We start from the raw sequence: 12145 nt of genomic DNA, 5'->3' as shown, positions 1-12145 counted from the left end.
GACGCAGGGCGGGCGGGCGTACGACGTCGTCGGGCGCGATGTGGTCGGACACAGCGGCAGCTTAGTTGCGGTGGCCAGGCACGTTCCGGCGCTCCCGGTCCCGCTGGTCGGCCGAATCGGCGGGACCGGATAGCCTCGACGATGTGGCAACCGCGTTGGTGATCGAGAACGACCCGACCGACGACCCGCGCCGGCTGGGGGAGTGGCTGACCGAGGCCGGGCTGGAGCTGGCGGTGGTCCGCCCGCACGCGGGCGAGACCCTTCCCACCGACCTGGACGGGTACGCCGCCCTGGTGGTGCTCGGCGGTGACCAGCAGGCCTACCCGCTCGTCGACGGGGTGCCGGCGGCGCCCTGGTTCCCGGCGGTGGAGAAGCTGCTCCGCAAGGCGGTGCGGCACCGGCTGCCCACCCTGGGCGTCTGCCTCGGTGCGCAGCTGCTCGCCACCGCCCACGCCGGCACGGTCGTACGCAGCCCGTCCGGGCCGGAGGTGGGGCCCGCCGTGGTCGGCCGGCGGGACGCGGCCGAGTCCGATCCGCTCTTCCGGTACGTGCCGCTGATCCCCGACGTGTTGCAGTGGCACGCCGACGAGATCACCGAGCTGCCCGCCGGTGCCACCCTGCTGGCCGCCTCCACCCGCTATCCGCACCAGGCGTTCCGCCTCGGCGACCGGGCCTGGGGGTTGCAGTTCCACATCGAGTGCGACACCGCGATGATCGCCGAGTGGGCCACCGACTCGGTGCTGCTGGCCGAGCTGGGCTACGACCCGCAGCTGGTGATCTCCGCCTGCGACGCGGTGATGGCCGACGTCGAGGATGTCTGGCAGCCGTTCGCGGCGCGGTTCGCCGCACTCGCCCTCGGCGAGCTCGACGAGGGGTCGCGGCGCAGCCTGCCGCTGCTCGGGCACTGATGGGCCGGCCGACCAGCGCCACAGGCCGTCTCGCCCGCTACGGCTTCGGCGTCACCGACGACGAGGCGGGCGCTCGCGCCGCCGACCTGCTCGGGCCGGACGGGCTCGACCTGTGGCGCCCGCAGACCCAGGAACCCACCGGCGAGCAGGCTCAGGAGCTGCTCACCGCGCTGTCCCGGGCCGCCGACCCGGATCTGGCGCTGCGTCAGCTGCACCGGCTGGTGGAGGCGGAGCGCCGTACGATTGCCGGCCCGAACGGCAGCGCCGGGCCGGGTGCGGCACTGCGGCAACGGGGTGCGGGGCCCGGACGGTCACGGCGACCGCCGCCGGCCAGGGCGGCACCGGGAGCGGGATGCCGGTGCCGCGAACGAGGGTGCGACCGGCAACGGCGGCAGCGCCGGGCGTGACGGTGTCGCCGGGAGTCAGGGCACCACTGCGGCCGGCGGCGGCATCGAGCGGGCTCGGCGCTGCTCGCCGAGCTGCACGACGACCCGGGTCTGCGTCGCCGGCTGCTCGCCGTGCTGGGCGCCTCCTCGGCGCTCGGTGACCATCTGGTGGCCAACCCCGACCAGTGGCCGGTACTGCGTACCGAGCCGGACGGTCTCGCACCGACCGCGGACGGCCGGCTCGACCTGTCCGGCGACGGTAATCCCGTCGCGGTGCTGCGGCGGGCGTACCGGCTGGCCCTGCTGCGGGTCGCGGCGGCCGACCTGACCGGCGGGCGCGGCCTGGAACAGACGATGGCCGCCCTGTCGGCACTTGCCGACGCCACGCTGTCGGCCGCGTACCGGATCGCCGTGGCGGAGCTGCCCGAGGGCACCCGGGAGCCGCGCCTGGGCGTGGTCGCCATGGGCAAGTGCGGTGGCGGCGAGCTGAACTACGTCTCCGACGTCGATGTGATCTTCGTGGCGGCCGAGGACGAGGACCTGACCACCGCCACCACCGTGGCCACCCGGCTGATCCACATCTGCGGGCTGGTCGCCTGGCCGGTCGACGCGGCCCTGCGTCCCGAGGGCAACCGGGGGCCGCTGGTGCGGACGCTGGCGAGCCACCTGGCCTACTACCGGCGCTGGGCGCGGACCTGGGAGTTCCAGGCGCTGCTCAAGGCCCGCCCGGCCGCCGGTGACCTGGCGCTCGGCCAGGAGTGGATCGACGCGTTGGCGCCGTTGCTCTGGCAGGCTGCCGAACGCCCCGAGGCGGTCGAGGACGTCCGGGCGATGCGGCGCAAGATCATCGACCACATCCCGCCGAAGGAACTGGAACGCGAGATCAAACGCGGCCCCGGCGGGCTGCGCGACATCGAGTTCGCGGTGCAGTTGCTGCAACTTGTGCACGGCCGGGGCGACGAGACGCTGCGGGCGCCCGGCACCATCCCCGCCCTGCGGGCGCTGGTCACCGGCGGCTACGTAGGCCGGGCCGACGGCGAGGCGCTGCTGCGCGGCTACCGGTTCCTGCGCAGCGTCGAGCACCGGCTGCAACTTCAGGGCCTGCGACGCACCCACACCGTACCGACCGAACCGGGCGCGTTGCGCTGGCTCGCCACCGCGCTCGGCTACACCGCCGGACCCGGCCGCAGCGCCGTCGAGGAGTTCCGCGCCGAGTGGGTCACCCACGCCACCGAGGTACGCCGGCTGCACGCCAAGCTGCTCTACCGGCCGCTGCTGGAGTCGGTGGCCCGGGTACCGGCCGACGGGCTGCGGCTGACCCCGCAGGCGGCCCGCAACCGCCTGGAGATCCTCGGCTTCGCCGACCCGGCCGGGGCGCTGCGTCACCTCCAGGCCCTCACCGGCGGGGTCAGCCGGACCGCCGCCATCCAACGCACCCTGCTGCCGGTGCTGCTCAGCGAGTTCGCCGACGCGCCCGAGCCGGACCGGGGGCTGCTCAACTACCGCCAGGTCTCCGACTCCCTCGGCAGCACCCCCTGGTACCTGCGACTGCTGCGTGACTCCGGGCCGGTGGCCCGCCGGCTGGCCCGGGTGCTCTCCGCCTCCCGGTACGTCGCGGACCTGCTGACCCGAGAGCCGGAGGCGCTGCGCCTGCTGGCCGAGGAGAGCGAGCTGAGCCCCCGCCCACGCGAGGTGCTCTTCGACGGTCTCACCGCCGCCGCGGCCCGGCACACCGACCCGGTCGAGGCGACCCGGGCGGTACGCGCACTGCGCCGCCGGGAACTGCTCCGCCTCGCCTGCGCCGACGTGCTCAGCCGGGCCGGCTCGCTGGCCCCGGCCCGCCCCGACGGCGGCCGGAGCACGCCCGCGCTGTCCGACATCACGGCGGTCGGCACCGCGCTCTCCGACGTCACCGACGCGACCCTCGCCGCCGCGCTACGGACCGCCCGGGCCGCCCAGCCGGCCATGCCGGGACTGACGTTCGCGGTGATCGGGATGGGCCGGCTCGGCGGTTACGAGTCGAACTACCTCTCCGACGCCGACGTGCTCTTCGTCTACGACCCGCCGGAGGGGGTCAGCGAGAGCGCGGCCAGTGCCGCCGCGCACGCCATCGCCGAGGAACTGCGGCGGCTGCTCGGCATGCCCGCACCCGACCCGCCGCTCGGCGTCGACGCCGACCTGCGCCCCGAGGGCCGGCAGGGACCACTGGTCCGGAGCCTCGCCGCCTACCAGCAGTACTACGCCCGCTGGTCGCGGGTGTGGGAGGCGCAGGCGCTGCTGCGCGCCCGCTGCGTCTGCGGCGACGCCGACCTGGGCACCCGGTTCGAGCAGATGGTCGACCCGATCCGGTACCCGGCCGACGGACTGACCCGGGAACAGGCCATCGAGATCCGCCGGATCAAGGTGCGGGTGGAGACCGAACGACTGCCCCGGGGCGCGGACCCGGCCACCCACACCAAGCTGGGCCGGGGCGGCCTGGCCGACGTGGAGTGGGCGGTGCAGCTGCTCCAGCTGCGGCACGCCGGCGCGTACCCGCAGCTGCGCGGCACGCGTACCCTCGACGCGCTCGGTGCCGCCCGGGACGCGGGCCTGGTCGATCCGGCGGACGCCGAGGCGATGACGGCCGGCTGGACGCTCGCCGCGCAGGTCCGCAACGCGCTGATGCTGGTCCGGGGTCGCGCCGGCGACCAACTGCCCCGGCACGGCGTGGAGCTGGCCGGGGTGGTCCGGCTGCTCGGCCGCGACGATCCGGGCGAGTTCCTCGACGAGTACCTGCGCACCGGCCGTCGCTCCCGCGCCGCCACCGAACGCGTCCTGGAGATGTAGCGCGGGCTTCCCGGCGACCCGCCACCAGGGCCGGTCGCTGATCGTGGTAGGACTGCTCGGTGCCGACATCGACCCACGCTGCCGTTCCCGACGGGAAGGCCGCCGAGGACGCTGGCGCACCGTGGCCGGGCTACCCGGTCCTCGGTGCGCTGGTGCTGTCGCTGCTGCTGGCCGTCGCGTTCCTGCTGGCCCCGCCCATGGGAACCGACCTCTCCGCGCAGGTGGCCCGCGCGGGCTTCGCGGAGCGCAACGGGCTCGCCCCGCTGGACTTCTCCTGGTACGGCGGGGTCAACCAGTTCGGCTACAGCCTCTACACCCAGATGCTCGGCGCGCTGCTGGGGGTGCGTCCGCTCGGTGCGGTCGCGGCGGTCGTCTCCGCCGGGGCACTGGCCTGGCTGCTGGTGCTGACCGGTGCCCGCCGTCCGCTGCTCGGCGGCCTGCTGGGCGCGGTCGTCCTGGTGGGGAACCTGGCCAGCGGCCGGATCACCTTCGCCGTCGGCCTGATGTGGGGACTACTCGCGCTCTGCCTGGTGGCGCTGCCCCGGGGGGCGCGTTGGTGGCGACTGTCGGCGCCCGGTGTGGCGGCGGTGCTCGCGACGGCCGCCAGCCCGGTGGCCGGCCTCTTCCTCGGCCTGGCCGGCGGCACCCTGCTGATCCTCGACAGCTGGCGGCACCGGCGACCCGGCGCCGCCGCGCTGGTCCTCTGCCTGGCCCCGCTGGTGACGGTGGCACCGATGGCGGTGCTCTTCGGCAACGGTGGCTGGCAGCCGTTCAGCGCCGAATCACTGCGGATCAACCTCGCCCTGGCCGTGGTGGTGCTCGCGCTGGTACCGGTCCGGGCGCTGCGGGTCGGTGCCGCGCTGACCGCGCTGCTGCTGGTCGCGGCCTACCACCTGCCCAGCCCGATCGGCTCGAACGCGCTGCGCCTGCCGATGCTCTTCGCCCTGCCGATCGTCGCGGCCTACGTCGGGCTCGGCCGGTGGCTGGCCGCGCTGCTCGTCGCGCTGTTCTGGTGGCAGTCCCCGGTGATGACCAACGACATCGCCCGGCGTGGCTCGGCACCGGCGTACGCCGCCTTCCACGAACCGCTGGTGGACGACCTGGCGCGGCGGGCACCGGTCGGCCGGATCGAGGTGGTGCCGCTGCGGGACCACTGGGAGAGCGCCTTCGTGGCCGCCGCCGTACCGTTGGCCCGGGGTTGGGAACGACAGGTCGACGTGGGCCGCAACCCGCTCTTCTACGACGGCGGCCTCGATGCCGGCCGGTACGGCGAGTGGCTGCGCCGCAACGCCGTCAGCTACGTCGCCGTGGCACCGGACGCGGCGCTCGACCGGTACGGCCGGGACGAGGCGACGCTGGTCCTGGCCGGCCAGCCGTACCTGCGGGAGGTGGGTCGTCCCGGGCAGTGGCGGCTGTACCAGGTGCTCGACCCGGCGCCCCTGGTCTCCGGTCCGGCCCGACTGGTCAGCTCCGACGACGCGGGGGTGCGGTTCACCGTCGACGCGCCCGCCGACGTGCTCGTCCGGGTCCGTTGGTCCCGTTGGCTGTCGCTGTCCGCGGGGGACGGGTGCCTGCGCGCCGGCCCGGACGAATGGGTCACGGTACGGGCCCGAAGCGCGGGCACCTTCGCGGTCACCAGCAGTCTGCGACCGTCCGGACACTGCCCGCACGACTGAGGCCCGCCGACCGCCGGACGATGCCCACCTCCGTACCGCGCTCGGCGGTACTGGCAGCATGGCGAGGTGCCCCATCACCTCGTGCGCTGGACCGGACTGGCCGGATCGATCATGCTCTCCGTGGCGGCGTTCCTCGGCGGCGCCCTGCCCGACGGCGACCTGCGACCCAACCCGGTCAAGATCTGGTTGGGCCCGAACGGGCCGCTGATCATCGGGCTGTGGTTGTTCGGCACCGCGGCCATGGCGGTGGCCTGGTGGACGCTGCGCGACCGGGTGCCGTCGGCACGATGGGCCCTGGTCACCGCCGGGCTGTGGGTGCTGCCGTTCCTGCTCACCCCGCCGCTGGGCAGCCGGGACGCCTACGCGTACGCCTGCCAGGGAGCGAGCTACGCGGGCGGCATCAGCCCGTACGAGTACGGCGTCTCCACGCTGCCCTGCCCGTGGCTGGACACCATGTCGTACATCTGGCGGGACACCCCGGCGCCGTACGGGCCGCTGTTCGTGGTGCTCTCCGGCGCGGTGGTCGCGGCGACCGGTTCCCTGATCGGCAGCATCGCCCTGTTCCGGGTGCTCGCGGTGGCCGGCGTGGTGTTGACGGCGGCCTGCCTGCCGGTGCTGGCCCGCCGCAGTGGCGTGCCGGTCGGCCGGGCCCTCTGGCTCGCCCTGGCCAGCCCACTGGTCGGAGTTCACCTGATCTCCGGTGTGCACAACGACGCGCTGATGGTCGGCCTGCTGGTGGCCGGGCTGGCCGTGGTGGTGAGTCGTCCCGGACGGCCCTGGCCGCTGCTGGCCGGCGGCGTCGTGCTCGGCCTGGCCGCCGGCATCAAGGTGACCGCGCTCGTGGTGGTGCCGTTCGCGGCGCTCGCCGCGATCACCGGCGGCTTCTCGCTGCGTGCGCTGCTGCGCCACGGTACGCCGGTGGTCGGCGGCGCCGTGGCCACGCTGTTCGGCGTGACCCTGGCCGCCGGGCTGGACCTCGGTTGGATCACCGGGCTGTCGCACGGCAACGAGGTGGTCGCCTGGACCTCGCCGCCGACCGCCGTCGGGCAGACCGTCGGTTACCTGGTGCTGCCGTTCGGCCTGCACATCGACGCGCTGCCGGTGACCCGGGGCATCGCGGTGCTGGTGCTGGCCGCGCTGCTGGTGTGGCTGTGGTTCCGGGCCCGGCACCGGGAACCGCTCTGGCACGCCGCGCTGGCGTTGACCGCGACGGTGGCGCTCGCCCCGCTGTTCCACCCCTGGTACTGGTTCTGGCCGCTGACCCTGCTCGCCGCCACCGCGCGGCGCACCTGGTGGTTCAGCGCGGTGACCGTGTACGCCGCGTTCCTGGTGCTGGCCGACGGCACCGGCCTGCCCCGCTACACCAAGACGGTCGGTGCGCCGCTGATGACGCTGTTCGTGATCGTGGTTGCGGTCCGCTTGGTACGGTCGGCGAAGCAGGCCCGGACGGCGGCCCGTCAACCGGTGCCGGTCGAGTAGGCCAGTCCCGGCGGCGTTGCTGGACACCGCACTGGAGGAGAGGTACCGCCGGTGAGCGAGCCCGGCGCCCGTTCCCCCCTCGGTCCCCGCTGCGCGTCCGAGGCCGGTGGCGATCCGGGTTCCGGACCCGGTCGCGATGCCCGGACCGTGGGCGCGCGGGACCGGATCGCCCGGTACGCCGGACTGGTGGGGGCGCTACTGCTGGCGGTCGCCGGCTACCTCGGTGGTGCCCTGCCGGACGCCGACACCGCCCCCGACGGTGGCCCGCTGACCGTCACGCTGTGGTTGCTCGGCACCATCGCCATGGTGGGTGCCTGGTGGGCGCTGCGGGCCGGTGCGCCGTCGACGAGGTGGGCGTACGTCACCGCCGGGTGGTGGGCGCTGCCGCTGCTGGTCACCGCCCCGCTGGGCAGCCGGGACGTCTACTCGTACGCCTGCCAGGGCTGGATCTACGCCGACGGGGGTGACCCGTACGCCATCGGGGTGGCCGCGGCCGGCTGCCCCTGGGCCGAGGCGGTCGCGCCGGTCTGGCGGGACACCCCGGCGCCGTACGGGCCGTTCTTCGTCCTGCTCGCCGCGCTGGCCGTGACGCTCGGCGGCGGGTTGGTCGGCACGGTGGTGCTGCTGCGGCTGCTGGCGCTCGCGGGCTTGCTGGCGGCGGCGGCCTGCCTGCCCGGCCTGGCCCGGGCAGCCGGTGTGCCGCCTCGGCGGGCGACCTGGCTGCTGCTGGCCTGTCCGCTGGTCGGGGTGCACCTGGTGGCCGGGGCGCACAACGACGCGGTGATGCTCGGCCTGCTTCTGCCCGCCCTGCTGATCCTCGTCCACCGTCCGGGGCGGCTCGGATCGCGGCACTCGGTCGGTGTGCTGCTGCTCGCCGGGGTGCTGCTCGGACTGGCGGTTTCGGTGAAGGCGACCGCCGTGGTGGTGCTGCCGTTCGCGGCGCTGGCCGCCGTGCGGGGTCGGCCCGGCGTGCGGACGCTGCTGCGCGACGGTGGCCTGCTGGCCCTCGGCGCCGTCGGCGGGCTGCTGGTCCTCTCGTGGCTGACCGGTCTGGGGCTCGGCTGGCTCGGCGGGTTGGGCCGCAGCGGCGACACCGTGCAGTGGACGTCGCCACCGACCGCCATCGGCATGCTCGTCGACTACGTCGGCGAACTGCTCGCCCGCCACCCCAACGCGGTCCCCGTGACCCGCATAGCCGCCCTGGCCCTCCTGGCCGCCCTGCTCCCTCTCCTCTGGCACCACACCTACCTCACCCTGCGCCACCCCCCACCCCTCACCCCTCACCCGGCCGCGTCGATCATGAGGTTAGCGGCACCGGTAAGCGCTTTCCAAGGCGCTAACCTCATGATCGACGCTACGGAGGTGGAGCGGGTGCGGGTGGTGTTGCGGGGGGCGGGGGTGGGGTTGGTGGCCACGGTGGTGCTCGCGCCGGTGTTCCATCCCTGGTACGCGACGTGGCCGCTGGCGGTGCTCGCGGTGGCCGCGACCCGGACCGCCTGGTTCGTGCTGCCGTGTGGGCTGGCCTCGTTTCTCGCCCTGCCGGACGGCACCAACCTGGCCCGGCTGACCAAGGCCCCGGGCGCGATCGCGATGACCGCCCTGGTCCTCGCCGTGCTCGTGTGGACCCTGTCCCGCCGCCGTCCCTGGCGATCAACCCCACCCTGATCGGTGCCGCTGCCCGGTCCTCCACCGACTGATCCGCCCGCCTGCCCCTCCTGCGGCGCGCGGTTGCGCGGCCGAAGCGTGGCAGCAGAGCTGCTCGACACGCCGGTGCGAAAGCACCTGCACTGCCACAGTCGCCGGCCCTTCATGTAGGACTCGTCGGGGCTGCTCCCGATGCGACGGTGCAGGGTCACGGCGGCCGGGAGCACGGCCGGGCCGAGCAGCCCCACGGTGAGCGCCGCGGGTCGGCTCCGCGAGGAGCGGAGCCGACCCGGAGGGCGCTGAGTGCGGAGCCGTCCGTCGAGCAGCGGGGCTCCGAGGCACTGCCGGACCGGGTGACAAACCACGGGGCACTCATTCGCCGCCATGCAACCCCACTCGCTTGCGAATCGTCAGGGGGCCGTGAGAGTGAAGGAGGGCGTGTGTGAAATGTGACCGTGACGAGCAGTTCCACAGCTTCGTGCTCAGTCGGCGTGCCGGGCTGGTACGAACGGCGACGCTGCTGACCGGTGGCGACGCGCATCTGGCCGAGGATCTGGTCCAGTCGACGCTGACCAAGCTGTACGTCGCCTGGCCGGCGGTCCAGCGGGCGGACAATATCGAGGGCTACCTGCGCCGGACCCTGGTCAACGCGCTGACCGACGAACGCCGTCGGTGGTGGCGCCGCCATGAACGCTCGGTGGCGGACCTTCCGGATCGTTCCCGCGCCGAACCGGGCAGCGGCGGCGACCTCGACGACGGCCTGCGCGCGGCCCTTCGCGACCTGCCACCAAAGATGCGCGCCGCAGTGGTTTTCCGCTACTTCTACGACCTTTCCGTAGCCGACACCGCCGACGCCCTCGGCTGCTCCGAGGGAACGGTGAAGAGCCAGACAGCCCGCGCCCTGGACCGGTTGCGGGCCGCCCTTGCCCAGTATCCCCTGACGGGAGTCACGCGATGATGGATCTGCACGACCGGCTCGACCGGATCGCGGGCCCGGCCGCCGAGCCGTCGGCCGCCGAGGTCGACGCCGACCTGGCCCGGGGCCGCCGGGCGCTGCGCCGCCGCCGGTCCGCCCGCGCGCTCGGTGCCTCGGCCTTCGCGGTCGCCGCGCTGGCCGTCGCCGTCACCTACGGCACCCAGGGAGGCCCGATCACCATAGGCGACAACGCGCCGGCCCAAGTCGTGGCTACCCGCCTGGTGGCCTACGAGGGCGAGCAGCCTCAAGGCTTCACGATCGACAAAGTCCCATCGGGCTGGGAGATCCAGGGCGGCGACGCCGGCACCCTGACGATTGCCCCAGAGAACGCGGCTAACAAGAGCCCACACGTCTACATCGACAAGATCCTCATCACCCTGCAGTCAAAGAGCGACCACTCCACCCCGACCGGTACGCAGCTTGATGTCGGCGGCAAGCCTGGCGTGCTCAATACCGCCGATGGCACCCATGTCGGCAAGAATCTGTGGGTCAAGCAGCCCGACGGCGTCTGGATGCTGGTGCAGATCTGGGACACCCAGGGCTGGACCCAGCAGGACATCGTCGACTTCGCCGACGGCATCCACGTCCAGCCGGGCGTGGTACGCACCCTCGACTGATGGACCGTCGTCCGCCGCGCACCTGCGCAAGGTGCGCGGCGGCGCGCTCGGGCAACGCGGAACGGCGGCCATGCCGACTGTGAGCCGGGCATGACCGCCGTCCGTCAGGTTGTACCCAACCTGTACCCAAGATCAGTAGTGATCCTGTTGGTCCACGTCCGCGCCTTGATCGGTCCTAGCAGTCGAAGTACATCGCGAACTCGTGCGGGGTCGGGCGCAGACGCACCGGGTCGACCTCGTTGGCCCGCTTCCAGTCGATCCAGGTGGAGATCAGGTCGGGGGTGAACACGCCGCCGTCGAGCAGGTAGTCGTGATCGGCCTCCAGCGAGTCCAGCACCGCCGGCAGCGAGCCCGGCACCTGCTTGACGTCGCCCCACTCCTCCGGCGGGAGGTCGTAGAGGTCCTTGTCGATCGGCGCCGGCGGCTCGATCTTGCTCTTGATGCCGTCCAGGCCGGCCATCAGCATCGCCGAGAAGGCGAGGTAGACGTTCGCCGACGGGTCCGGCACCCGGAACTCGACCCGCTTGGCCTTCGGGTTGCTGCCGGTGACCGGGATGCGGGTGCAGGCGGAGCGGTTGCGCTGCGAGTAGACCAGGTTGACCGGCGCCTCGAAGCCCGGCACCAGGCGACGGTACGAGTTGACCGTCGGGTTGGTGAAGGCCAGCAGCGACGGCGCGTGGTGCAGCAGACCGCCGATGTACCAGCGGGCGGTGTCGGACAGGCCGGCGTAGCCGGTCTCGTCGTAGAACAGCGGCTCGCCGCCCAGCCAGAGGCTCTGGTGGGTGTGCATGCCGGAGCCGTTGTCGCCGAAGAGCGGCTTCGGCATGAAGGTGGCGGTCTTGCCGGCGGCCCAGGCGGTGTTCTTCACGATGTACTTGAAGAGCTGGAGCTGGTCACCGGCGTGCAGCAGGGTGGAGAACTTGTAGTTGATCTCCGCCTGGCCGGCGGTGCCGACCTCGTGGTGCGAGCGCTCCACGGTGAAACCGGTGTCGATCAGCCGGCGCACGATCTGGTCACGCAGGTCGGCGTAGTGGTCGACCGGCGGCACCGGGAAGTAACCACCCTTGTACGCGGTCTTGTAGCCGCGGTTGCCGCCCTCCTCCTCACGACCGGTGTTCCAGGCGCCCTCGATCGAGTCGATGTAGTAGTACGCCTGGTGCGCGGAGGTCTCGTGACGGATGGAGTCGAAGATGTAGAACTCCGCCTCCGGACCGAAGTAGGCGGTGTCGGCGATGCCGCTGGCGGCGAGGTAGGCCTCGGCCTTCTTCGCCACGTTGCGCGGGTCACGCGAGTACGCCTCGCGGGTGAACGGGTCGTGGATGAAGAAGTTCAGCGCGAGGGTCTTCTGCGCGCGGAACGGGTCGATGAAGGCGGTGGCGACGTCCGGGAGCAGGAGCATGTCCGACTCGTGGATCGCCTGGAAGCCGCGGATCGACGACCCGTCGAAAGCGAGACCGTTGGTGAAGAAGTCGTCGTCGACGGACTCCACCGGCAGGTTGAAGTGCTGCATGACGCCGGGCAGGTCACAGAAACGAACGTCGACGAACTTCACGTCCTCGTTCTTGAGGTAACGCAGGAGTTCCTCGGGATTGGCGAACACTCGTCCTCCTGGCACGTCCACGGATAGCTAGGC

General features: G+C 73.1%; 7 protein-coding genes and 2 pseudogenes. 8 read left to right on the top strand and 1 reads right to left on the bottom strand.

The window, feature by feature from the left end; translation table 11 throughout:
* The first annotated feature begins 143 nt into the window (after positions 1-143).
* From ENC19_RS23750 to ENC19_RS23715, 8 genes and pseudogenes are all read left to right on the top strand, one after another.
* Positions 144-908, top strand: coding sequence for a type 1 glutamine amidotransferase (locus ENC19_RS23750; RefSeq protein ID WP_164449284.1), 765 nt, complete (start codon positions 144-146; stop codon positions 906-908).
* Positions 908-1261 (top strand): annotated as a pseudogene (locus ENC19_RS23745) (hypothetical protein); the annotation flags it as partial. The gene ENC19_RS23750 and the pseudogene ENC19_RS23745, both read left to right, overlap by 1 nt.
* Before the next feature lie 102 nt (positions 1262-1363).
* Positions 1364-4120 (top strand): annotated as a pseudogene (locus tag ENC19_RS23740) (bifunctional [glutamine synthetase] adenylyltransferase/[glutamine synthetase]-adenylyl-L-tyrosine phosphorylase); the annotation flags it as partial.
* Between the two features lie 59 nt (positions 4121-4179).
* Positions 4180-5796 carry a hypothetical protein gene (locus ENC19_RS23735; RefSeq protein ID WP_164449282.1) on the top strand — a complete coding sequence of 539 codons (1617 nt, stop codon included), beginning with the start codon at positions 4180-4182 and terminating at the stop codon, positions 5794-5796.
* A gap of 66 nt (positions 5797-5862) precedes the next feature.
* Positions 5863-7275 carry a polyprenol phosphomannose-dependent alpha 1,6 mannosyltransferase MptB gene (gene mptB / locus ENC19_RS23730; RefSeq protein ID WP_281603362.1) on the top strand — a complete coding sequence of 471 codons (1413 nt, stop codon included), beginning with the start codon at positions 5863-5865 and terminating at the stop codon, positions 7273-7275.
* Positions 7276-7422: 147 nt separating this feature from the next.
* Positions 7423-8940 carry a polyprenol phosphomannose-dependent alpha 1,6 mannosyltransferase MptB gene (mptB, locus tag ENC19_RS23725; RefSeq protein ID WP_164449362.1) on the top strand — a complete coding sequence of 506 codons (1518 nt, stop codon included), beginning with the start codon at positions 7423-7425 and terminating at the stop codon, positions 8938-8940.
* A 421-nt stretch (positions 8941-9361) separates the two neighbouring features.
* Positions 9362-9877: a SigE family RNA polymerase sigma factor gene (locus tag ENC19_RS23720; protein ID WP_164449281.1), complete on the top strand. Its 516-nt coding sequence runs from the start codon at positions 9362-9364 to the stop codon at positions 9875-9877.
* Complete coding sequence (locus tag ENC19_RS23715) at positions 9877-10512, top strand: hypothetical protein (RefSeq protein ID WP_164449280.1); 636 nt, start codon at positions 9877-9879, stop codon at positions 10510-10512. The genes ENC19_RS23720 and ENC19_RS23715 overlap by 1 nt, the downstream gene beginning before the upstream one ends.
* A 175-nt stretch (positions 10513-10687) precedes the next feature.
* Here ENC19_RS23715 and glnA read toward each other — a convergent pair whose 3' ends face one another.
* Positions 10688-12112: a type I glutamate--ammonia ligase gene (gene glnA / locus ENC19_RS23710; RefSeq protein ID WP_164449279.1), complete on the bottom strand. Its 1425-nt coding sequence runs from the start codon at positions 12110-12112 to the stop codon at positions 10688-10690.
* Between the last annotated feature and the right edge of the window lie 33 nt (positions 12113-12145).

Source organism: Verrucosispora sioxanthis, assembly GCF_010560025.1.
GTDB classification, from domain to species: domain Bacteria; phylum Actinomycetota; class Actinomycetes; order Mycobacteriales; family Micromonosporaceae; genus Micromonospora; species Micromonospora palythoicola.
This window is presented reverse-complemented; position numbering and strand designations above follow the sequence as displayed.